Source organism: Candidatus Binataceae bacterium (assembly GCA_035650475.1).
In the GTDB taxonomy this organism is placed as follows: domain Bacteria; phylum Desulfobacterota; class Binatia; order Binatales; family Binataceae; genus JAKAVN01.
In genome coordinates this window covers 69055-92280 of sequence record DASRHP010000014.1, presented here as the reverse complement: position 1 = coordinate 92280, position 23226 = coordinate 69055, and the positions used below count along the sequence as shown (strand labels likewise).

Annotated in this window: 19 protein-coding genes and 1 tRNA gene; 3 read left to right on the top strand and 17 right to left on the bottom strand. The window is 68.0% G+C overall.

Annotation, left to right across the window (positions count from 1 at the left end):
* Positions 1-4 precede the first annotated feature (4 nt).
* The 8 genes from VFB33_17440 to VFB33_17405 form a co-directional block, all read right to left on the bottom strand.
* Positions 5-418, bottom strand: coding sequence for a TIGR03618 family F420-dependent PPOX class oxidoreductase (locus VFB33_17440; GenBank protein ID HZO83480.1), 414 nt, complete (start codon positions 416-418; stop codon positions 5-7).
* Between the two features lie 24 nt (positions 419-442).
* Positions 443-1657, bottom strand: coding sequence for a CoA transferase (locus VFB33_17435; protein HZO83479.1), 1215 nt, complete (start codon positions 1655-1657; stop codon positions 443-445).
* Between the two features lie 87 nt (positions 1658-1744).
* A tRNA-Ser gene (locus VFB33_17430) sits at positions 1745-1834 on the bottom strand.
* Positions 1835-1899: 65 nt separating this feature from the next.
* Positions 1900-3573 (bottom strand): dihydroxy-acid dehydratase, encoded by a 1674-nt coding sequence (ilvD, locus tag VFB33_17425; GenBank protein HZO83478.1) that lies wholly within the window; start codon positions 3571-3573, stop codon positions 1900-1902.
* 172 nt (positions 3574-3745) lie between these two features.
* On the bottom strand, positions 3746-4933 hold the full coding sequence (locus tag VFB33_17420) for a hypothetical protein (protein HZO83477.1): 1188 nt from the start codon (positions 4931-4933) through the stop codon (positions 3746-3748).
* Positions 4934-4955: 22 nt separating this feature from the next.
* The gene (locus VFB33_17415; GenBank protein ID HZO83476.1) at positions 4956-6365 is read right to left on the bottom strand and encodes a UGSC family (seleno)protein; all 1410 of its coding nucleotides are present in this window, start codon (positions 6363-6365) and stop codon (positions 4956-4958) included.
* An 18-nt stretch (positions 6366-6383) separates the two neighbouring features.
* A complete protein-coding gene (locus VFB33_17410; GenBank protein HZO83475.1) occupies positions 6384-6713 on the bottom strand; it encodes a hypothetical protein in 330 nt (109 codons plus the stop codon).
* A gap of 87 nt (positions 6714-6800) precedes the next feature.
* Positions 6801-7913, bottom strand: coding sequence for an amidohydrolase family protein (locus tag VFB33_17405; protein HZO83474.1), 1113 nt, complete (start codon positions 7911-7913; stop codon positions 6801-6803).
* A 277-nt stretch (positions 7914-8190) separates the two neighbouring features.
* Between VFB33_17405 and VFB33_17400 the strand changes: the two genes are divergently transcribed.
* Positions 8191-10905 (top strand): GNAT family N-acetyltransferase, encoded by a 2715-nt coding sequence (locus VFB33_17400; protein ID HZO83473.1) that lies wholly within the window; start codon positions 8191-8193, stop codon positions 10903-10905.
* Positions 10906-10970: 65 nt separating this feature from the next.
* On the opposite strand, the gene scpB is transcribed toward VFB33_17400, so the two are convergent.
* Genes scpB through VFB33_17375 form a run of 5 tightly spaced genes read right to left on the bottom strand, consistent with a single transcriptional unit; the run spans position 10971 to position 15503 of the window.
* Positions 10971-11723 carry an SMC-Scp complex subunit ScpB gene (gene scpB, locus VFB33_17395; GenBank protein ID HZO83472.1) on the bottom strand — a complete coding sequence of 251 codons (753 nt, stop codon included), beginning with the start codon at positions 11721-11723 and terminating at the stop codon, positions 10971-10973.
* Positions 11724-11775: 52 nt separating this feature from the next.
* The gene (locus VFB33_17390; protein ID HZO83471.1) at positions 11776-12639 is read right to left on the bottom strand and encodes a segregation/condensation protein A; all 864 of its coding nucleotides are present in this window, start codon (positions 12637-12639) and stop codon (positions 11776-11778) included.
* Positions 12636-13283, bottom strand: coding sequence for a site-2 protease family protein (locus VFB33_17385; GenBank protein HZO83470.1), 648 nt, complete (start codon positions 13281-13283; stop codon positions 12636-12638). The genes VFB33_17390 and VFB33_17385 overlap by 4 nt, the downstream gene beginning before the upstream one ends.
* A gap of 16 nt (positions 13284-13299) precedes the next feature.
* The gene (locus tag VFB33_17380) at positions 13300-14250 is read right to left on the bottom strand and encodes a site-specific tyrosine recombinase (protein ID HZO83469.1); all 951 of its coding nucleotides are present in this window, start codon (positions 14248-14250) and stop codon (positions 13300-13302) included.
* A gap of 11 nt (positions 14251-14261) precedes the next feature.
* On the bottom strand, positions 14262-15503 hold the full coding sequence (locus tag VFB33_17375; GenBank protein HZO83468.1) for an ROK family protein: 1242 nt from the start codon (positions 15501-15503) through the stop codon (positions 14262-14264).
* A gap of 134 nt (positions 15504-15637) precedes the next feature.
* Between VFB33_17375 and VFB33_17370 the strand changes: the two genes are divergently transcribed.
* Positions 15638-16948: an NCS2 family permease gene (locus VFB33_17370; protein HZO83467.1), complete on the top strand. Its 1311-nt coding sequence runs from the start codon at positions 15638-15640 to the stop codon at positions 16946-16948.
* A 146-nt stretch (positions 16949-17094) separates the two neighbouring features.
* On the top strand, positions 17095-18099 hold the full coding sequence (locus VFB33_17365) for a nitronate monooxygenase (GenBank protein ID HZO83466.1): 1005 nt from the start codon (positions 17095-17097) through the stop codon (positions 18097-18099).
* 472 nt (positions 18100-18571) lie between these two features.
* On the opposite strand, the gene VFB33_17360 is transcribed toward VFB33_17365, so the two are convergent.
* The 4 genes from VFB33_17360 to VFB33_17345 form a co-directional block, all read right to left on the bottom strand.
* Positions 18572-19552, bottom strand: a complete 981-nt coding sequence (locus VFB33_17360) for an LLM class flavin-dependent oxidoreductase (GenBank protein ID HZO83465.1) — start codon at positions 19550-19552, stop codon at positions 18572-18574.
* Positions 19553-19589: 37 nt separating this feature from the next.
* Positions 19590-19976: a DUF1932 domain-containing protein gene (locus tag VFB33_17355; protein HZO83464.1), complete on the bottom strand. Its 387-nt coding sequence runs from the start codon at positions 19974-19976 to the stop codon at positions 19590-19592.
* A 166-nt stretch (positions 19977-20142) separates the two neighbouring features.
* Positions 20143-21540 (bottom strand): sigma-54 dependent transcriptional regulator, encoded by a 1398-nt coding sequence (locus VFB33_17350; GenBank protein HZO83463.1) that lies wholly within the window; start codon positions 21538-21540, stop codon positions 20143-20145.
* Positions 21537-23033, bottom strand: a complete 1497-nt coding sequence (locus VFB33_17345) for a HAMP domain-containing sensor histidine kinase (protein HZO83462.1) — start codon at positions 23031-23033, stop codon at positions 21537-21539. The genes VFB33_17350 and VFB33_17345 overlap by 4 nt, the downstream gene beginning before the upstream one ends.
* Positions 23034-23226: the final 193 nt, after the last annotated feature.

Below are 23226 nucleotides of genomic sequence, written 5' to 3'. Positions count from 1 at the left end.
CTCGCTAAGGAGTTTCCCTGCTGTAATCCCACGAGATCGTACGTGACGGCTTAAGCCGCACGATCACGATTCGCTCGCCCTTGAGCTCGCGCGCGTAGGCCTCGCCGGCGCGCTTGCCCATGTACGCCACCGCCATCCGTCGGATGCGCGCGTCGTCGACGCCCTCGCTCATCGTGGCCCGCCCCTTGAGGATCACGCATCGGTACGGCGGCTTCTTGGTATCGACGACCAGCGTGACACGCGGGTCGTGCAGCAGGCACTTATGCTTGAAGGCGCTCGCCTCAGTATGAAAGACGACCTCGCCGCCGCGATATTCGTACCAGGTCGGTACCGCATGCGGGGCGCCGTCGGGCGCGGTGACCGCGACCACCGCGACGTGCGGCTCCTTCAGCATCCGCTCGATTTCGCGCCGCGTCATCGGCATGGCGAGATGTTCGGCGGGCTAGCGTCCGTCGGCGGCGCGGACGAGTGACTCGATGGCGTCGTCGGCGTAGCCGAGCTCGCGCAAGACCTCGCGCGTATGCGCGCCAAGCTCGGGCGCGGCGGTCGGCTTTCGCTTGCGTGAGCCGTCAACGAAGATCGGGCTGTTGACGGTCTCCAGCCTGCCGGCGCGCGGATGTTCGTATTCGACGAACGCGCCCGCGGCGCGCATCTGCGGGTCGGCGACGACGTCGTCGAGCCTGGGCAGCGGCGCCCACTTGATATCGTTCTGCTTGAAGATCGTTTTCCACTCGGCGAGGTCGCGGCTCTCGAACTCGGATTGCAGGATCGCATAGAGCGCCGCCGCGTTCTGAGCGCGCGCCTCGTTGGTTGCGAACAGCTCGCCGCTTGCGAGCTCGCCCTGGCCGAAGGCCCGGCACAGGCGCGGAAACTCGTTGTCGGGGTCGATCAGCACGAGCAGGAACATCTTGGCGTCGCGGCTGAGATAGACCGCGGTCAGCGGGTTGGGCGGATGCTTGGCGGCGCCACGCTCGGGAAAGGTCGCGTGCAGGAGCTTGGCCTGGAGGTCGCACGCGTTGGCCCATGCGCCGCTGGCGAGCAGCGAGGTCGTCACCCGCGCCCCCTTGCCAGTGCGCTCGCGATTGTACAGTCCGAGCATGATCGCGCCGAACATCGAGATTGAAGTCGGATGATCGCCCATCCCGGGCCGCGGGCCGCTCGGCGTGCCGTCCAGGCCGGTGACGCTGGTCATCAGGCCTGAGCGCGCCCAATAGGCGAGCGCATCGAAGGCCGGATCATCGGCTTCATCGCCGGTGTCGCCGTAGCCGGTCAGATGGGCGTAGATGAGGCGCGGATTGACGGCCGAAAGATCGTCCCACGTGAGGCTGAATTTCTGGAGCAGCGTGCGCTGGTAGTTGGTGAGAAAGACGTCGGCGGTCCGGACCAGGCGGAGCAGCGCCTCACGCCCCTCGGGACGGGCAAGATCGAGCGCGACGCTGCGCTTGTTGCGGCTGGTCAGCGCCCAGCACCAGTCGAGCTCGGCCTTGGCGGTGCCGGGCAGCTTGGAGAAGATGCGCCAGAGGTCGCCGCCGCCCGGGCGCTCGATCTTGATCACGTCGGCGCCGAAGTCCGACATCACGGTGGCCGCCGCCGGCCCGGCGACGTACGTGCCGCAGTCGATCACCCGAATCCCCGCCAGCAGCCCGCGGTCTTCCATGGACGAAACCTCCGCCTTTGCGTGTGCGGGCACGCGCCCACATCAAACGTCATTAATTGAGCTCGCGCGGATCCGCAAACGGCCGGATGGCGGAGGGGGTGGGATTCGAACCCACGAGCGACTTGCGCCGCTGCCGGTTTTCAAGACCGGTGCCTTCAACCGCTCGGCCACCCCTCCGGCAGATCCTAGTTTGACGCGGCGCGCGCGCGGCGGATACCCGCGATGCGCCCGGCGGGCGGCGTTCAGTCGGTGACCGCGCCGAAGCAGGCTGACGACACCTGGGCGGCGTATTTGGCGAGCACGCCGCGCGTGTAGCGCGGTGCTGGTGGCTTCCACGCCGCGCGCCGGCGTGCGATCTCGTCCTCGGCGACGTTGAGCTGCAACAGCCGTTTGCGCGCGTCGATCGTGATCGAGTCGCCCTCGTGAACCAGCGCGATGAGCCCGCCGACCGCCGCCTCAGGCGCGACGTGGCCGACCACCAGCCCGTAGGTGCCGCCGGAGAAGCGGCCATCGGTTATCAGCCCGACCGAATCGCCCAGCCCCGCGCCGATGATCGCCGAGGTCGGCGACAGCATCTCGCGCATCCCGGGGCCGCCCCGGGGCCCCTCGAAGCGGATCACGACGACGTCGCCCTTCTTGATCTTGCCCGCGAGGATGGCCTCCAGGCAGTCCTCCTCGCGGTCGAAAACGCGCGCGGGGCCGGTGATCTCGGTGTGCTTGATGCCGGTGATCTTGGCGACCGCGCCCTCGGTGGCGAGGTTGCCGCGCATGATTGCGAGATGGCCCTGCGGGTAGAGCGGATCGTCCCACTGGTGGATCACATTCTGGTCCTTGCGCGGCGCCTCGGGGACTTCGGCCAGGTTGTGGGCAATCGTGCGGCCGGTGATCGTCATCTCGTCGCCGTGGAGCAGGCCGTGCACGAGCAGCATCTTCATCACCTGCGGCACGCCGCCCGCGCGATGGAAATCGGTGGTGACGTAGCGACCCGAGGGCTTGAGGTCGCACAGCACGGGCACGCGCTCGCGGATCGCCTCGAAGTCGTCGAGGGTGAGCGGCACTTCGGCCGCGTGCGCGATCGCAAGCAAATGCAGCACTGCGTTGGTCGAGCCGGCGACCGCCATCACCACCGCGATCGCGTTCTCGAACGCCTTGCGCGTCATGATCCGGCGCGGCAGCAGGCCGCGGCGCACCGCCTCGACCAGCACCTCGCCCGAGCGCGCCGCGCTCTCGGCCTTCTCGGCATCCTCGGCCGCCATGGTCGAGGAGTACGGCAGACTCATCCCCAGCGCCTCGATCGCCGAGGACATCGTGTTGGCCGTGTACATCCCGCCGCATGAGCCGGCGCCCGGGCAGGCATTGCGCTCGACGGCAAGTAACTGGGCCTCGTCAATCTTGTGCGCGCTGTACTCGCCGACCGCCTCGAAAGCGCTGACGATGGTGAGGTCGCGGCCGTTAAGGTGGCCCGGCTTGATCGTGCCGCCGTAGATGAAGATGCCGGGAATGTTCATGCGCGCCATCGCGATCAGCGCGCCGGGCATGTTCTTGTCGCAGCCCCCGATCGTCACCACGCCGTCCATCGACTGGGCGTTGCAGGCGGTTTCGATCGAATCCGCGATCACTTCGCGCGAGACCAGCGAGTACTTCATCCCCTCGGTGCCCATCGCGATCCCGTCGCTGACCGTGATCGTGCCGAAGGTCTGCGGCATCGCGCCGGCCGCGCGCACGGCCGCTTCAGTCCGCTCGGTCAGCATTCCCAGGCTCAAGTTGCACGGCGTGATCGTGCTGTAGCCGTTGGCGATCCCGATGATCGGCTTGTCGAAGTCACGGTCGCCGAAGCCGACCGCGCGGAGCATCGAGCGGTTGGGCGAGCGTTGCACGCCCTCGGTTATCAGTTTGCTGCGTAATTTGTCGGCCATGGCTGGTCTCCGCACGCTGGAAATTTCGCGCGCCGCGCCGGGCGGCGGGTCATCGGAGTTTATCGCCGCCGGCCTGCCGATGGGAAGGCCGGCCGGCGGCGCGGGCTACAGGGGCGGCCGTCGATTCAGGGGCGGACGCGCCGGCAAGCTCCTTCCGCATCTAGGCCGAGGTTCATCGCGGGACATGGATCATCTTCACGATCCGGCAGGGTGGGAAGCCCCACGAGGGGAAGTAGGCGTGCTGCGGGATCTCTAGATCGCCGCCGGCGACGATCAGCGTGATGTCCTCGGCGGCGCGGACCGCGGGGACCGCGGCGCCGCGCTCCACGGCCTCGCGCACCCATCGCGGCCAGCCCTCGCGCCCCGCGATCGTGGTCCATAGCCACGAGTGTTTGAGCGTTTCAGCCGCCATCCGGCCGCGCTCGAAGAGCCGGCGCTTCACGTCGTCCTTGCTCAAGCCCTTCTCCGCGAGCCGGCGTGCGACGTACGGCGCCAGCGCTACCGCAACTTTACCCTCGTGCAGCATCGTGAAGGCGGAGGTCGCCGAGCCCATCACGCTCGCGATCTCCTCCAGTCCGCCGGTGAGGTTGATCGCGCACTCCGCGCGCATCACGACCAGAACGCTTTCAGACTTGTCGAGGCCGAGCTCGACATGGAGCGGGGGCCACGGGCTCTGCGCGGCGTTCTCGGCAAGGCAGAGCGTGTAGCGCGCCGGGCTGCCGAGTCCGGCGAGCGACACCGCGCCCGGCCATCCGCCGCCGATATTGTTCATCACGAGCCTGAGCGCGCGGCCGATCGTCGCGTTGGCGCGCCATCCGGGCCCCAGCGCGCCGAAGCCGGCGTTGATTTCAAGCGCCGCGGCCGCCGGGCCGCTGACGATCAGGAGCGGCGCGACGTTCTCATCGGTGGTCTGCACGCCGCGCAGGTTGAATTCGGGCTCGGCGATCGCCTCGACGGCGGCGAGCACGACCGGCAAATGCTCCGGGCCGCACCCCGCCATGACGGCATTGGCTGCGACCTTCTCGATCGTGGCGAGGCCGCGCAGCGGATCGAGTTCACCGAGCGAGTCGTTGCGGCCGCGGCCCGCGCGCGCGAGCATCTCCTCGACCCGGCCAAGCGTGGGCGGAACGATCGGCAGCCCGTCGGTCCATCCGCGACGGTAGAACAGATCGTTGACCTCGACGAACGGGTCGGCGGCGCGAATCACCTCGACGCGCTGGCGGGGAAAGTCGGCGGCGCGCCAGAGCTTGCCGAGCATCCCGCGCTCGGCGGCGCGCTCGCGCAGCGTATCGTCGATCCACTCGCCCGAGGCGCGCTGCCCGGCCGGATTGAGCACCCACAGCACGTCGCGCTCGGCCATCGCAATCGCCGCGCCGCGCGTCTTACGCCAGGCGCGCGGCAGCGAGCAGGGCCGGCCAGTCGCGCGGCAGCCGGATCGCCTTGGAGGTCGTGTAGCCGAGAATCCCGTTATGCACGAAGACGTACGCGTTGGTGCGCAGCGGGTCGCCGCTGACCGCGATCAGGAAGTCCTCGGGCTTGCCGACGATCGGCACCATCCGGTCGGGATCGTCGGAGGCGGCGAAGACGCTCGGCGCCTTGCCCATGTTGACCAGGTCGACGAGCGTGCGGTTGTCCGGAATGAAGTGAGTATATTTGCCAATATACTGTTCAAACTTCCGGGCCGGAATACGCGCGCGCTCGAACAGGTAGCGCTGCACGTCGCGCCTGGAGTAGCCGGAGCGGGCGATCGTCTCGGCCAGGATCGGGCTGAGCACCAACAGCGGCTGCTGGCTCGAATTCGCCATCCCGACCGTGAACACCACCTCCCATCCGATCTGCTTAGCGAGCGCGTCGGCCAGGTACGGCAGCAGCTCCTCGGCCGAGTTGCCATGCACCGACGCGATCACGTCGCCGCCGGTGTAGCGCGAAATCGTGACCACGTTGTCGCCGCGCCTAAAGCCGCGCTCGGCTGCGAGCGGTTCCCATCCGATACGCGCAAGGGCGTCCTCGTTTTCGGCCAGCACGACGCGCCAGGTGTTGCCGAAGGTGCCCTTGTCGGTCTTGTGCGGCAGGAAGCCGGCGACGTTGCGCAGGTACAGTCGCCAGAAACGCCCGACGCTGGTGTTGGCGACAAAACCGTCGCGCAACGCGCCCTGTTCGTAGTTGAAGCCGAGCTGCTTGATAATCGGGCCGTTGAGGATGATCAGGGTTTCCGCGCCGGGCGTATTGCCGCTGTGCTCGACGCCGTAGCCCGGGTCGGCCATCGCCTCGACCGCGGCCACTAGCACCGGCAGGTATTCCGGACGGCATCCCGCCATCACCCCGTTGACCGCGACGCTCCATACGGTCGCCTTGCGATTGTCGGGGAGCATCACGCCGAGCACTTCGTCGGGCGCGCGTTCGGTGTAACGCAGGAACTCGTCGACCTTGGCGATCGTGGGCGGCACGATCGGCAGCCCGTCGCTCCATTCGTTCTCGTAGAAGAGCCGGTTGACTTCCTCGAAAGTGCCGGTGAAGACGATGTCGCGCGGGGCGGGTTCGGTGCCAAGCGAGGTCACGGCGGCGGGCGCCGCGGTCAGCCCGTTGATTACGCGCTCGAGTGTGACGCGCACGATATTGGCCTTAAGTTCCTCGGCGCTCTGGACGTCAACGTGGCCGGGGACCATCGCCAGCGGCAGGTTGGGCATCCCCAGCCCGACCGAGGTCGTCGCGGCCTGGCCCATGAAGCCCTCGCATACCAGCGAGACGCTGGGCACGCCGGCGGCCTCGGCGATCGCGCTCGCCCGCAGCACGGCGGGCGTGCAGCTCCCTCAACAGCCCATCCCGGAGATAACCGCGTCCACCGCGTGCTCCTTGAGCATCGCGGGCAGTTTCGCGAGCACCTCGCGCTCCTGCGCGCCGTGGGTTGAGCCAAAGGTCTTGTAGTTGACGAAGCGCGTGTCCGGGAAACGGCGGGCGAGCTCGTCCTCGATGATCGGAAAAATTTCGTCGCCGCGGAAGATATAGTCCCATAGCTCCGCGATGGTCTTGCCGCGCAGGCTCTCGGGACGTTCGGCGAGCTGGGTGAGTTTTGCGGTGCGCGGCGCTCGCGGCCACACCACCGCGTATTCACCGCCGCCGCTTCCGTTGTGCGTGCTCATGGTTCGGCCTCCGTCTTGGCGCCTTTACGTACTCAAGTTGAGTATGCAGTCAGATGAAACCGATCCATCACGCGCGGCACGCCTGTTCTAAAGATGGTAAAAGCGGACCGCGTTTTCGGTCAGGATATTTTGTCGCGCCCGCTCTGGGAGCCCGTGGCAGGCCTTCTGTACTTCTTTGACGATACCCGGAAACGTGCAGTCGAAGTGCGGATAGTCGGAGCCCCACAGGATATTGCGCTCGGCGCCCAACTCCACCATCGCGGCCAGTGTGCGCTCGTCGGGGTCGAGCGAGACATAGCACTGCTCGAAGAAGTATTCGCTCGGTTTCTTCTTGAGCCAGGGGACGTAGGTATGCATCTTCTCGTAATGGCCGTCCATCCGGTCCAGCCAATAGCCGAGCCATCCGACGCCCGACTCCAGGAAGCCGACGCGCAGGCGGGGGAATTTGTCAAGCACGCCGCCGCAGACGATATCCATGCAGGCGGCTTGCTGCTCGAACGGATGGCAGATCATGTGGAAGAAGAACGGGTCGTGATAGCGCTCGGCGCCCATCGACGGCATCCTGGTACCGAAGCTCCCGTGGACGGTGACCGCGACGTCGAGCTCCTCCGCCTCGCGCCAGAACGGGTCGTAAGCCGGGTCGCACAGGCGGCGTCCGTTGAACGGGTTGGGACGCACGAAGACCGCCTTGAAGTTCAGTTCCGTGACCACGCGGCGCATCTCCTTGACCGCTTCGTCCACCTCCAGCATCGGCATCGGTGCGACGCCGAAGAGCCGAGCAGGATAGGCCTTACAGAAATCGCCCAGCCACGAGTTGTAGGCGCGGCAGGCGGCGGTCGCGACTTTCGGGTCGGTGAGGTCGCCGTAGAGGAGATAGAGCGAGGGATAGAGCACGGCAGCGTCGATCCCCTCCAGGTCCATGTCCTTGACGCGCGCGTGGGGGTCGTAACTGCCGGGTAAAAGGTCGTTCCAGGTAAGTTCGCTTGCGTGCTTGAGATCGACCAGGCCGCCGGGGATAACGGTGGCGGCGAGCGGCAGTTGCGGGCGGGTGCGGTTCTCGCCGCCGATCCATAGCTCGTCGCGTCCCTGCGCGTTGCGCTTTACGCGGATCACGCGGTCGCGATAGGCGGACTCAGTGTATTCCTCCCATACCGCGAACGGCTCGACAATGTGGCCGTCGCCGTCGATTATTCTCGCCATCGGGATCGTCCTCCGCTCGGAATCGGTCGCCGTCGAGCCTGAGTGAACTTCCGCGGGGTCGCCGCTGTCAAGCGATACGGGCGGGAATGCGCCGGGGGCTGTATCCGGCCGGACCTGTAGGCGATGGTATCTGGAGCGGCCGAGTGCAAGCATTTAGCCAAATGCACGGGAAGGTCGCGGGCAACTGCCGCCCCGCACGCGGCGATTTGTGCGACTCCGCGCGCCGTAGGCGATGCGCGCGCGCGGCGGTCCCCGTTTTGCATCAGGCATTACGGCGATGGCTGACGACACGAGTATCGAAGCACGTAACTATTCGGCGCACGAGGTGCTGCGCGACGGCGGTTCGATCTATGTCCGCGCGATCCGACCCGACGACAAGCAGCGCCTGCTCGACCACTTCCAGCGGCTGAGCCAGGAGTCGATCTACCACCGCTTCTTCGGACTGAAGAACGCGCTGACGCGCGACGACCTGGTGCGCTTTACCGAGGTCGATTTCAAAAGCCACGTTGCGCTGGTCGCCAGCCTGCGCGAGGACGGCGAAGAGCGCTTCATCGGGGTCGGCCGCTACGTCTCCACGGAGCCCGGACGCGCCGAGGTCGCCTTCGCCGTGCTCGACGAGCATCAGGGCCGCGGCATCGGCACGCTGCTGCTCGAACATCTGGGGCGGATCGCGCGTGCGGCGGGGATCGTCGAATTCCAGGCCAACGTTTTGGGCGACAACAACCGGATGCTGGAGGTGTTCGCCAAGAGCGGCTTTCGCGCTAAGCGCTCGACCGAGGCCGGCGTGGTCCACCTTAGCTTCCCGACCGGCGAAACCGCGGAGTTGCGCCAGGCGGCCGAGTCGCGCGAATGGCACGCCGCCGCCGAGAGCATTCGCAAGCTGCTCCATCCGCGCTCGGTGGCGGTGATCGGCGCCTCGCGCTCGCATCGCAAGATCGGCGGCGCGCTGGTCGCCAATCTCAAACGCGCGGACTTCAACGGCCCGATCTACCCGGTCAACCCGAACGCGGACGAAGTGATGGGTTTGCGATGCTACCCGAGCGTGGGCGCAATCGGCGCGCCGGTCGATCTCGCGGTCATCAGCGTGCCCGCCGAGCAGGTGCCCGGTGTAATCGAGGAGTGCGCGCACGCCCACGTCCACGGCGTGGTCGTGATCACGTCGGGATTTGCTGAGGTTTCGGCCGAGGGGCGCGCGGCGGAGCAGCAGTTGTTCGAGATGGTGCGCAAGTCGGGGATGCGGATGGTGGGACCGAACTGCATGGGAGTGCTCAACACCGATCCCGTGGTGCGGCTCAACGCGACGTTTGCGCCGCAGGCGCCGCCGACGGGAAACATCGGGATGTACTCGCAGAGCGGCGCGCTCGGCATCGCAATCCTCGACTACATGAACAGCCGCGGGCTGGGCTTGTCGGCCTTTGTTTCGGCCGGCAACCGCTCCGACGTTTCCAACAACGACCTGCTCGCCTACTGGCTCGACGATCCGCGCACGGCGGTGGTCGTGCTCTACCTGGAGAGTGTCGGCAACCCGCGCAAGTTTGCGCGCCTGGCTCCGGAGGTCGCGCGGCGCCGACCGATCGTCGCGGTCAAGTCCGGGCGCTCGGCGGCTGGCCGGCGCGCCGCGAGCAGCCATTCCGCGGCGCTGGCGAGCCTCGACGTCGCCGTCGAGGCGCTCTTCGAGCAGGCGGGTGTGATCCGCACCAATACCCTGATGGGAATGTTCGACGTCGTCGCGATGCTCTCGACGCAGCCAATCCCGGGCGGCCCGCGTGTGGGCGTGGTGACCAACGCCGGCGGCCCGGGAATTCTGCTCGCCGACGCCTGCGAGGCCAACGGCCTGACGCTGCCTGCACTGAGCGAGGAGACGCTGCGCGAGCTGGCCTCGTTCCTGCCCGCGCGCGCCGGCTTTGGCAATCCGATCGACATGACCGCGACCGCCGGGCCCGACGAGTACGAACGCACGATCGCGGCGGTTGGTGCGGACTCCAACGTCGATTCGCTGGTGGCAATCAACGTGCCCATCACCGAAGGGCTGCGCGCGCGGATCGGCGAGGGGATCGCGCGCGGCGCCGCGCGGGTGCCGGCGCATAAGCCGGTGCTGGCGGTGCCGCTTTCCTCGCAATGGCCGCCAGTGGTGCTGAACGCCGGCGCCCGCGGCCAGGTGCCTTGTTACGCCTTTCCGGAGAACGCCGCGATGGTGCTGGCGGCCGCGTGGCGCTACGCGCGATGGCGCAGCAGGCCGCGCGGCAACGCCCTCAGTCTAAGCCCGTTCGCGCTCAGCACGGTGCGCGCGGTTGTCGATCGGGTACTCGCTGGCGCCGACGGCGGACGCTGGCTCGCGCCCGAGGACGTCGCGACCGTCCTGCGCGCGGCGGGAATCGAAATCGCGCTCGCCGAGCGGGCGTCGGTCGCCGACGCGCCGCGGGTCGCGGATCGAATCGGCTATCCGCTGGTGGCCAAGGTGATCGCGCCGGGCGTCACGCACAAGAGCGATATCGGCGGCGTGATCATGGGGCTGAACTCGGCGGTCGCGGTGGCGGAAGCCGCGGTGACGCTTGCCGAGCGCGCGCGCAACGCCGGCGCCCAGCTCGAAGGCGTGCTGTTGCAACGCGAAGTGCCGGGGGGAATCGAAGCGCTGGTCGGCGTCACCACCGATCCGACCTTTGGTCCGCTGGTCGTATGCGGGCTGGGGGGGATGATGGTCGAGCTGATTCACGACGTTGCCTTCCGGCTCACGCCGGTGACCGATATCGACGCGCATGAGATGGTGGGTTCGCTCAGGAGCGCGCGGTTGCTCGACGGCTATCGGGGCGCGGCGCCGGGCGACCGTGCCGCGCTCGTCTCGATTCTTCAGCGCGTCTCGGCGCTGGTCGATGCGATCCCCGAGCTTACCGAGATGGACCTGAACCCGGTCAAGGTGCTGGCGCCCGGGCGCGGCGCGGTGGTGGTGGACGCGCGGATGCGGGTTCGCGTCGCCGCACGGCGGATCGTGTAGGCCGTACGCTGGCGGGCGGCGCCGCGGGCCGGGTCTGCGTCAAATCCCCGAGCGACGACGAGCGGCTAATGCCGCTCGTCGTCGCTCGGGGCGCCAGCGACGGCGGAGTTATCGCCTGAGCCGGGCGCGCCCGCCTCGGCGGGCGCGCCCGGCTCAGGCTGCGCTTCCGCCGAGGGAGCGGCAGAGGACGCCGCGGCCGCTGCGGCCGCGGCGTCCTCTGCCGACGTCGGCGCAGGCTCGTCGCCCGGCACGAAGTCGGTGGCCGGTTCGACCGCCGCATCCACGCCGGCGCGTCCTTCCAGCTCCTTGAACTCGTCGAGGTCGGGCAGGCTCTGAAGATCCCGTAGCCCGAAGACCTCAAGAAACTCCGGCGTCGTCGCGTACATGATCGGACGGCCCGGCGCCTCCTTGCGCCCGGCGATTCGAATCAGTCGCCGTTCGAGCAGGGTATCGAGCACGCCGCCGGAGTCGACGCCGCGCAACTGCTCGATCTCGGGTCGGGTGATCGGCTGGCGGTAAGCCACGATCGCGAGCGTTTCCAACAGCGGACGGCTGAGCCGCGGCGGCTTGGCCGCCAACAGCTTGCGCACGTAAAGCGCGTGCTCCTTGGGCGTGCGCAATTGGTAACCGCCCGCAACCTCTTCGAGCACCACGCCGCGTCCGCCCGCGCCGTAGGCGAGCATCATCTCGCCGAGTGCCTTCCTGATCGCTTCGCGTGGCACGTTGTCGAGCACCGCCACCAGCCGCGTCAGCGGCACTGGCTCACCCGCCGCGAACAGCAGGCTCTCCAAAATGGCCTTGAGCCGTTCTTCTTCCATCTTTCCCCGCGCGCCGGTTCAGCGCGCGCCGCCTTGCCACGTCCGCCGCCGCTTATTGCTCCCGCTCGCCGCCGTCCGATGAGGGTTCTTGGCCTGCAGACGGCGGTGGGTCGTCTGCGGATGGCGACGGTTCGCCGGCCGACGACCGGAGCGCATCCGCCGCGGCCGGCGGCTCGCGCCGCTCGAGCAGGATGGGTCCGAAGCGGCGCTCCTGAAACGCACGGACCTTGCCCTGGCGAATCAGTTCGAGCAACGCGATGAAGGTCGCGATTACCAGCGGGCGGTCGTGAAAATCCTCGAACAGCGCGGCGAATTCAACCGCGCCGCCCGCCTCGAGCGCGCCCATGATGCGCGGGATGCATTGGGCGACCGGAATGTCGCGCAGCTCGATCGCGCGCGGTGTCGCCTCGCCCAGCCGCTTGAGCACCGCCGCCATCGCTTCGACCAGGTCGAAGATCGAAACGTTGAAGTTTGGCCCGGCGTTCTCCTCCGCAGGCAGCCGCTCGCCGGGCGTGGCGAAGACGTCGCGGCCCAGGAGCGGGCGCTCGGCAAGCTTGTCGGCCGCTTCGCGATAGCGCTGGTACTCGAGTAGACGCTCGACGAGGTCGCGTTTGAGCTCCTCGGCCTCTTCGAGCTCTTCGGCGCCCGGATGTGGCAGCAGGGAGAACGACTTGATGAGCAGCAGCGTCGCCGCCATCACCAGGTACTCGCCGGCGATGTCGAGGTTGAGCGAATCGAGCAGCTCCAGGTAGGCGAGATACTGTTCGGTGATCACGCTGGCGGTCACGTCGCGTGGGTCGAGCTCGGCGCGCTTGATCAGATGGAGCAGGAGGTCAAGCGGCCCCTCGTAGATGGGGAGCCTGAAGCGCGGGCCCGCCTCGGGGCGCGCCGCCGTGGTTTCGGGCGCGTCGCTCACAGCAGCACCCGTGCGATCGCGTTGATCACCGGATTGATTACCGCATCTACCGCGTTCGTATACAGCAGCGCAAACAATATCAGAAATCCGTACGGCTCCAGACGGGCGAAGGCGCGTGCGGCGCCGAGCGGCAAAACGCCAACCACCACCCGCCCACCGTCGAGCGGCAGCAGCGGGAGCAGGTTGAAGACCGCGAGCACGATATTGATGACGACGGACGCGCGCAGCATCAGCGCGATCGGCAGCGCCACAATCTCGCCCCATGGCGCATCGATGTACGGTGCGACCCGCCGCAGCAGCGCGGCGCTCGCCGCCGCCAGCGCGAAGTTGGTCAGCGGACCCGCCGCCGCGACCGCGATCATCCCCGCGCGCCGCGGCGAGAGCCGGCGAAAATCGACTGGCACCGGCTTGGCGTAGCCGAACACCGGCAGATGCAGGAACAGGAGCAGCGCGGGCAGGATCACGGTGCCGAGCGGATCGACGTGGTTCAGCGGGTTGAGCGTCAGCCGCCCGGCGCGCGCCGCGGTGTCGTCGCCCAGCGCGTGCGCCACGTAGCCGTGCATCACTTCGTGCAGCACGATTGCAAAGACCGTGGGCACCGCCCAGATCGAAAGCTCGACGATGAACGACGTGACGTTCGGCATCCGGTTCGTCGCCGCCTCAGGCGGGCTCGGGATAGCGAGCGCGGGGATGGAACGTGCGATGGACCTTGCGCAGATGGCTGCGCGAGAGATGGGTGTAGATCTGGGTGGTCGAGATGTCGCTGTGGCCGAGCATCTCCTGCACCGCGCGCAGGTCCGCGCCGCCCTCCAGCAGATGGGTCGCGAAGCAGTGGCGCAACGTATGCGGACTGACCCATCCAAGCCGCGGTTGCGCCGCTGCCCACCCTTTGAGCGCCTTGAAAAACCCCTGGCGTGTCATCGCGCGACCGAGCCGGCTGATGAAGAGCGCCGCGCCGGGTCTTGCCGCGCGCGAATTGCGCGCCGCCTCCTCGGCGCGCGCAATGAGGTAGCCTTTGAGTGCGCGAACGGCCGCCTTGCCGATCGGCACCACCCGCTCCTTGCCGCCCTTGCCCATCACGATCACCACCCGCTCGGCGAGGTTGACCTGGCCCAGCCGCAGCCCGACAAGTTCGGAAACCCGCAGGCCGCATCCGTAGGCCAGCTCGAGCATCGCGCGGTCGCGCTTGCCGCGCAGCGTCGTCGTATCGATCGCGTCGAGCAGAATCTCGATATCGCGCCGGGAAAGCGTGCGGGGCAGGGAGCGCGGATGAGGCCGGAGCTTGACCGCGGCGGCCGGGTCGCGCTCAAGGATGTGGGCGTCGAGCAGCTCGCGCACGAGGCCGCGGATGCTCGCCAGATGGCGGCGCTGGCTTGCGACCGCCATCCCGCGCTGCCCCATCCGTTCGAGGTACCCGCTGACGACGCGCGTGCCGAGCGCCGCCGGCGTGATCTCATGCTCAGCACAGTATTCGTGGAAGTCGCGCAGGTCGCGCGCGTAAGCCTCGATCGAGTTGTTGCCAAGGCCGCGTTCGACGCGCAGGCGGTCGAGATGGCGCTCGATAATCGCATCCCATTGCGCCGCCGTCGTGCTTGGGTCGCGTTCAGCCACTGCCGCCCTTTTCACCGCCCCTCATTCGCTGCCCCCAAACTACCGGGAGGATCAGGCGCTTTCGATGGAAGATTGGCGGCGGCCGTTTCGCCCGGTGTATCGGCGCTGCGCGCCGATGCTGGTCCGTCGGCGCCTGCGAGCTGCCTTTCGGTGCGCGCAGCCATCTTAGCCTTCGACGCCATCGCCGCAGCCTCCGCCGCTGCGATCTTCGCCGCCGCGGCTCCGAGCCTCGCCGCTGCCACCGCCGCCTTTGCCACCGCCGCAGCGGGCATCGTAGCCGCGGCGGCCCGTTTAGCCGTAGCAGCGGTGGCCTTGGTGGCCGGCGCCGCCCTTTTGCGCGCCGCGGTTGCCGATTTGGATCCTGCGGGCGAAGCCTTGATAGCCGCGAGCGCAGGCTTGACTACCGCCGGCCCCACTCCGGCGCTGACCTTGCCTGTCGTAACCGCACGGGTGCTCGCCGGCCGCTTCTCCGTCGATAGTGCGGCGGCGCGGCGGCGAAATGTGCCCTTGCGCTGTGGCTCTTGCCACAGCTTGATTCCGCCGAGCAGCCCTTCCTCGTTGCTGATCACTTTGACGTCGGCGGGCAGGTCAAAACGGATGTACCGAGCGTTGCCGCCGCCGATGAACAGCCGGTCGTAATTAAAGGTTTGCTTTAGATCGTCGATAGCCTCGCGCAGTCGCCGGTTCCATCGCGCCTTGCCCTTTTTCTTGAGCGCGCGATGGCCGAGTTCGTCCTCGTAGGTCTTGCCCTTGCGAAACGGATGGTGGGCGAGTTCGAGGTGGATGCGGTGCCCGTCAACGAAGATAACCGAGCCGAAACCGGTGCCGAGCGTGATCACCAGCTCAACGCCGCGGCCCGAGATTACACCCAGCCCCTGGACGTCGGCGTCGTTTGCGATCCGCACCGGGCGCTTGAGCGCGCGGCCCAGTTCGCGCTGGAGGTCGAAGTCGTTCCATCCGCTGCCCAGGTTGGGCGCCGTATAGACCACGCCGTTCTTGATCACGCCGGGGAAACCGACCGAGACGCGGTCGAAGGCGCCGCACGTGCGGGCGAGCTTGCGCACGACGGCGATCACCTTGCGCGGGGTGGCCTTCTTCGGCGTCGCGATGCGCGCACGCTCGGTCAGCGGGCGCCCGTGTTCGTCGAGCAGCTCGGCCTTGATGCCGGTGCCGCCGATATCGACGGCGAGCGTGCGCGGCGCGCGCCGCTCGGCCGCGCGTTGCGGTTCCGGAATCGACGTCGTGTTGTCCATGATCACGGCTCCGCCCGCGATTTTCTCATCAAGCGCCGCGCATCGCCAGCGCCGCTGGAAAACCGCGTCCGCAAAGATAAGCTGGGCCCGGCCCGGCGGTGGCCGTCGAGCCGACGGGCAGGGGAGGGCATCGAGTGCGGGCGCGAATCTCGGCATTCTTCGGCCTTGAGCAGGCCGGCACCAGCGTGTGGCGCGAGCTGATGGCCGGCGTGACCACGTTCGTCACAATGGCGTACATCATCGCGGTCAACCCCGCGATCCTGAAAGCCGCGGGCATCCCCGAGGGCCCCTCGATGGTGGCGACGGTGATGACCGCGATCTTCGGCACGCTCATCATGGGGCTGTACGCCAACCGTCCCTTCGCGATCGCTCCTTACATGGGCGAGAACGCCTTCGTCGCCTACACGGTGGTGCGCGTGCTGGGCTACCGATGGCAGGAGGCGCTGGGCGCGGTGTTCATCGCGGGCGTGCTGTTTACCGCGCTGACCGTCGCGCGGGTGCGGCAGTGGATGACCGAGGCGGTGCCGGCCGGGCTGCGCTACAGCTTCGCCGCCGGCATCGGGCTGTTTCTTACCTTCATCGGGCTCAACGAGGCGGGCATAGTTGCGCTCGGCATGCCGGGCGCGCCGGTCAGGCTGGGCGCGCTCAACTCGCCGGCCGTGATGATTGCGATCGGCGGCTTCGTTTTGATCGCGCTGCTCATTCTGTGGCGCGTGCCCGGCGCAATCCTGCTCGGCATCCTGCTCGCCTCGGCGGCGGCATTTGCGGCAGGCGTCGCCCGCGCGCCGCATCGATGGGTCGGCGCGCCGCCCAGCCCCGCGCCGATCCTTTTCCAGCTCGACTTCGGACGGGCGCGCGGATGGGGCTTCTTCGGCGTGCTGCTGACGATCTTCGTGATGGCGCTGATCGACACGCTGGGCACGCTGGTCGGTGTCGCCGCGCGCGCGGGCCTGCTCGACGAGCGCGGCCATCTGCCGCAGATCGAACGGCCGATGATGGCCGACGCGCTGGCGACCGTGTTTGCCGCTCTGGTCGGCACCACCACTGCCGGCGCCTATATCGAGTCGGCGGCGGGTGTCAGCGCCGGCGGGCGCACGGGGCTGACCGCAGTCGCGACGGCGGCGCTGTTCGCGGTCTCGCTGTTCTTCGCGCCGACGGTGACCGCGATTCCGCCGCAGGCGTACGGCCCGGCGCTGGTGATCGTTGGCGCGATGATGGTCGCGCCGATCGCGAAGATCGATTTCGACGACTACACCGAGCTGCTGCCGGCTTTCGCGATAATCGCCCTGATGAGCTTCACCTACAACATCGGCGTCGGCATTACCGCCGGCTTTGTGCTCTACCCGCTGTTCAAGCTCGCCGCCGGGCGCGGCGGCGAAGTGCGCCCGGGCCTGTGGGCGCTCTCCGCGCTCTCGCTGCTGTTCTTCGTGTTCTATCCATACTGATATGCGCGAGCGGCGGCGCCGACACGGGCTGAATCCTGTGCCACGATTGCATTGTATGTAAGATCGAGCTCATGCAAAGCTGCCTGCGCCGGGGGAGCGCAAGGCCGCCGACCCATCACGCGCAGCGCTCGCGGAGGAACCAAGCGGTGATTCGAACTTCGATTTGCGACTACTTCGGCATCCAGTATCCGATCGTGCTCGCCGGGATGGGCGGGGTCGCGATGCATCGGCTGGTCGCCGCAATCTCCAACGCCGGCGGCCTCGGTGTAATCGGGGCCGCGGGATGCTCGCCGGAGGAGCTGCGCGCGGAAATCCGCAAGACCCGCGAACTGACCGACAAGCCGTTCGCCGTCGATCTGCTCGCGCCTATCCCCGACCTGATGCGCCCGCACATGCCGGTGCTGATCGAGGAGAAGGTAAAAATCTTCGTCGCCGGGCTCGCCGTGCCCGCCGAGTTCATTCAGACCATGCACGCGCACGGCATGAAGGTGGTCGTGATGTGCGGCAAGGTCCATCACGGCGAGAAGGCGCAGGCCGCCGGCGCCGACGTGGTGGTCGCGCAGGGCACCGAGGCCGGCGGCCATACCGGCGAGATTGGCCTGATGTCGCTGCTGCCGCAGATGCTGCGCGCGGTGCGGCTGCCGGTGCTCGCCGCCGGCGGAATCGCGCACGGCAGCCAGATCGCGGCGCTGCTCACGATGGGCGCGCAGGGCGTCGTGATCGGCACGCGCTTCATCGCCACGCCCGAGGCGCAGGCGGCTGACGCCTATCGCCGATCGATCGTGGCCGCGCGCGAGGATTCGACGCTGCGCACGCGGTGCTTCACCGGCAAGACCTGCCGCGTGATCCGCAACCGCTACGTGATGGAGTGGGAGCGCGAGCCGGCGCGGATCAAGCCGTACCCGGAGCAGGTCGTGGTGTCGTACAAGAACGGCGTGATGGGATTCAGCGGAAGACCGGGGACGAGCGCCGACCCCGAGCGTACCTTTATGCCGGCCGGCCAGGGCTCAGGGCTGATCCGCGAGATCAAGCCCGCCGCCGAGGTGTTCGCCGGCCTGCTGCGTGAAACCGAGGAGGCGCTGCGCGGCGCGCAGGCGCTGCTCGGCGACAGCGTGCGCCCGCCATACTCCGCGGCGCCTGCCCGCGGCTAGCAGGGTCCCGATCCTCCGAGCGGAAACGGGGGAGGCGGGAGAGCGCGTAGAGGAAGGCGCGGCGGCGACCCGGCCGCAGGAGAAAGCGTCCTCCTCACGCGCTTGTGAACTTGCAGCTCAAGCCCCGGTTCGCGCCGCTATTTTCCCTTGCCGCAGCAGTCCTTGTAGAGCTTGCCCGAGCCGCACGGACATTTGTCATTCGGTTTCGGCATGACGGAAACCTCCTTCACGTCGTCTCGCTCTTGAATCCGCGGCGGCGAGCGGCGGAGGTCGCGGCACGCTCGTCAGAGATCCGCATTCGTATCGGCGCGAAAACGAAGTGAGACGCACGAGGCCCATGGGAAAAAACCCGCGCTCGATCGGAGGGCGAAGCAGCGGGGGGCGCAACGCTCGAACGACCTAAGAGCCCGAATAGATCAGGGCATCCCGGCGGTCAAGCATTTTCGTGCGCGGGCGGCGACGCTGCGGTGTCCTAGCGGGCGAACTCCGGCATCACTTCCTTGACGAACAGCCTCTGCGATTCGTCGTTGACGAAGAAGATGATGTGCCAGGTCATCCCGAACTGTTCCAGTCGTGTGCGGATCTCGCGCCGCACCTGCTCCGGCGTCCCCATCAGGAACACCGGTGCTCGGCGCGCCGCCTCGACGTCGCCAAAGCCGATCTGTTGGGCGGTCGCGCGCAGCACGGGATCATTGGCGCTGCGTGAAAGGCATCCCACGCTCAGCCCGCTGACCTCGATCGCGCGCGGGTCGCGGCCGGCGGCGCGGGCGAAGCCGTGCAGCATGTCGATGCGGCGCTTGAGCTCAGCCATATCGAATTTTATCGCCGCCGGGGGGTCGTTGATGAAGTCCTTGCCGTTGAAGATCGGCGGGATGAGGTTGATCACGTCGGCGTGGGCGGCTGCGATCTTCAGCAGCTTGCTCCCCGAGCCGCCGAGCATGATCGGCGGATGCGGCTTCTGCAGCGGGCGCGGATTGTTGTAAGCGTGGTCGATCGCGAAGTGGCGTCCGCGAAACGAGGGCGCCCGCTGCGTCCACATCGCCTTGAGCACGGCCACCGTCTCGTCGAGCTGGTCGAGCCGTTCGCTGTTCGACGGATAGCGGTAGTTGTGCGCCTCGTACTCATCGCGTTTCCATCCCGCGCCCAGCCCCAGCGTCAGGCGTCCGTTGCACGCATGGTCGAGGGTCGAGGCTATCTTGGCGAGCATCGGCGGTGTGCGAAACGACGCGTTGACCACGGCCGGCGCCAGACGGATGCGACTGGTCAGGGCCGCAATCGTGGTCAGGGCCGTGAAACATTCCAGTTGCGGAGTCTCGGGCGAACCGAAGGGGGTGAAGAAATGGTCGTTGGTGGAGACCGAGTAGAATCCCTCGGCCTCGGCGCGCAACGCCGAGCGCTTCATCTCGGCGAAGTCGCCGGTCGGCAGAAAAACTCCGAATTTCACTTCAGCCATGCGGTTTAGGGTTCCTGTTCCTTCCCGATCGCGAGGATCAAGTTGCTTGTTCGTGCGCGTCGCGGACGCCGCGAGCCGTCGCCTTATAGCACAATCGCGTGTACAGCCGTGCCATTCCGGCATAGATCGCTGCGCCGTCGCCGGGCGCGCCGAGAAACTCAGCGATCTGTTCCATCTCGGCAACCCAGCGCCAGGCCTTGTGGAACGTCGCCGGAACCTTCGGGCCCATCCATGCCAATATCTCGGGCTGGCTGCGCGCAAGCTCGGCGCGCAGCCTAGGCGCCAGTCCCACGCGCGCCGCTGGCGGCCGAGCGCCCGCCCAGCGTGGCGAGCACGCGCGCGCCGGCCGCGCGCCCACCGCAGCGTCCATCTCGGCCGCGCCGACGATCGCAACGGTTTGTGTCCGCCTGGCCTCGCCGCTCACCACACACCTCCGTCGATGACGCGTGTTCCGCGCCGCCTCCCGGCAAGCGCCGAAGCGCGGCCACGCAGAATACTTAACAAACGCAGGCGCGCCGCCGCCACTGAAACGACACGAAGCGCAACGCCGCACCGAGGCCGAATGCGCGCGCTGGCCGCGCGCTGACGCGTTACTCGGCTCTGCTTTGCGCTTGCTCGACGGGCTCTTCAGGCTCTTCGAGCTTGCGATAGAGGGTCTTGCGGTCGATCTGGAGGATCGCGGCGGCTTCGCGCTTGTTGCCGCCGACCGAATTGAGGACTGCGCGCACGTACTCACGCTCGAGCCGATCCAGGCTGAGCCTGCGGTCGACTAGCTCCTCGATCGTCCGGCTGGGGACGGTGCGCGTGCCTGCGACGCGCGGCGGGAGATCCTTGACCGTCAGGCGGTCGTCGCGGCAGAGGATGACGGCGCTCTGGAGCGCGTTGTGCAGCTCGCGCACGTTGCCCGGCCATCGGTAGCGCATCAGCACGCTGATCGCTGCCGGCTCGATCTCGGGCAGCGGCTTGCCTGCCTCGGCGGCCGCGCGCGCGACGAAATGCTTGACCAGGAGCGGGATGTCCTCGGGGCGTTCGCGCAGCGGCGGAACCGCCAGCATCAGCGTGGCGAGGCGGTAGTAGAGGTCCGAGCGGAAGCGCCCCTGTTCCATCAGTGGTTCGAGGTCGGCGTTGGTGGCGGCGACGATCCGCACGTCGATGGGAATCTCCTCGGTGGCGCCCACCGGGCGCACCTTCTTGTCCTCGAGCACGCGCAGCAGTTTGGCCTGCAACGGCAGCGGCATCTCGCCAATCTCGTCGAGGAAGAGCGTGCCGCCGCGGGCGGCGACGAACAGCCCGGTCTTGCTCTGGCGGGCGTCGGTGAAGGCGCCGCGCACGTGACCGAAGAGCTCGCTCTCGATGAGGTTGTCGGGAATCGCCGCGCAGTTGATCGGCACGAATGGACCCTCGCGGCGCGAGCTCTCGAAGTGCAGCGCGCGCGCGAGCAGATCCTTGCCGGTGCCGCTCTCACCGGTGATGAGCACGCTGGCCGGGCTGTCGGCGACCTGCTTGAGCACCTCCAGCACCCCCATCATCCGCGGATTGGCCGCGATGATGTTGGGCAGGCCGTAGCTGCGCGCCAGCTCGCCGCGCAGGCGGCGCACTTCCTGGCGCAGGCTGCGGTTCTCCAGCGCGCGCGAGACCACCAGCAGCAGCTCGTCGTTGCTGAAGGGCTTGGTGATGTAGTCGAACGCGCCCAGCTTCATCGACTCGACCGCAGTCTGTATCGAGCCGAAGGCGGTGATAATGATCACAGGCAGATTGGGCGCGCTGCGCTTGAGTTCGAGCTGGAGCTGATGGCCGCTGAGCCCGCTCATGCGCAGGTCCGAGACCAGGACGTCGGGGCTTTCCTGGCGGGCCAACTCGAGCGCCGCGGCGCCGGAGTTGGCGGCCAGCGCGCGATAGCCGGCCTCGCGCAGCACGTCGCAGACGACATCCGCCATTTCGCGGTCGTCGTCAACCACCAGGACCGTGGCCTGGGTATCTTCGCTCACGCTACTCCCTCGGCGCCACGGCGCGGGGCGCCTGCCTGCCGCGGCGCCGTCTGCTCCGCCGCCATCGGCATGGTGACGAAAAACCGTGTGCCGTCGGTGTCGGACTCCAGCGTAATCTCGCCGCCGTGGTCGCGCATAATCGACTGGCTCACCGCCAGTCCCATCCCGGTCCCCTTGCCCGGCTCCTTGGTGGTGTAGAAAGGGTCGAAGACGCGCGAGCGGTCCTGCGGGGCCACGCCCGGCCCGGTGTCGGCGAAGGTGACGCGCGCGCGCCGAATGCCGTTGACGCCCTCGGCGCTGGCAAGCACCTGCAGCGTGCCGCCCGTCTCGCCCATCGCGTCGAGCGCGTTGACCGCCAGGTTGACGAAGACCTGCTGGAGCTGGTCGGCGTCGCAATCGACGGTCAGGGGCTCCTCGCCGAGCTCGGCGGTCAGCCGCACGTTGCGCCGCACGGCCTCGGTCTCGACCAGGCTGAGCGCGTGCTGCACGATCCGCCGGATGTCGTTGGCGGCGCGGATCGGCTCGTTGCCGCGGGCGTAATTGAGCAGCATGCGCACGATGCGCGTGATGCGGTCGATCTGGTTGATGATGATCTCGAGCCCCTCGCGGGCCTTGGGCGCGGGCGGCTTGCTGTGCAGCAGGTACTCGGCGCGGGCTCGGATCACGCCCATCGGGGTGCCGATCTCATGAGCCAGGCCCGAGGCGAGCGTACCGATCGTAGCCAGGCGGTCAGCGCGCTGCAGCCGGCGCTCGAGTTCGAGCTCGCGCCGATGACGCTCAGTTAGATCGGCGCCGGCCTGGGTGAGCTGCTGGGCCAGGCGGCGGAATTCCTCGGTCAGCAGCTCAACTTCGTCGCCCTCGGGCGGGCGCGCCCCGTCGGCTGAGAAGCGCGTAACTCGGCGCGACAGTTCGCTCAGCGGGTCCGAGATATAGCGGCGCACGGCCAGCGGGATGATCACCGCAATCAACGCCATCACCAGCATCGCCACGCCGATCGAGGTCATCCTGCGCGCGCGCAGGTCCTCGCTGATGTTGGTCCAGTCCTGGGCGACCAGCAGCCGGCCGGCCAGCTCGCCGTTGACGGTTAACGGGACCAGGCGGCAGAACCAGCTACGGTCGGCAATCGTGCGCTCGAACTCGGCAAACCTCTCGGCGTCGGCACGGCGGAAGTCATCAGCCGTCGGCATCAGCTCAGTGGGGAAGGCGAGCGGGATGTACCACGGGTTACCGTCGGCGGTGAACAGCGCGACGCGAGTCTCGTTGACGCTCATGCGCTGGAGCTCGTTGAGGATCTGGTCCCACTGCCGTTCACGCAGGTCATTATCGACCGCAGGGACCAGGGCGCGCACACTGGCGCGGATCTCGCGCTTGAGGTCGGCTATCGAAGCGTTGGTGGCCCGCTGCACGCTCAGATAGGTGTGCACGGCGATGACGGGTGTGACCGCCAACAGCAGCACCAGGGTTAGACGCGTGCCGACCTTCACCGGCGCCATTATAGCGCCATTCGGCCCCGCAACGAGCCAAGCCTGTGGCCGAGCCAGAAAGCCGAATCCCAGCCCCAAGGGTCTGATCAGCTCCCGCCGGCCCGCTTGCAATCGAGGGAACAAGGCGAATCCCATAGCGAAGCGATAGCAAACGGACTGCCATTCGAAACCCCGCGTCCTTGGCGGCAAGACACGGCCATGC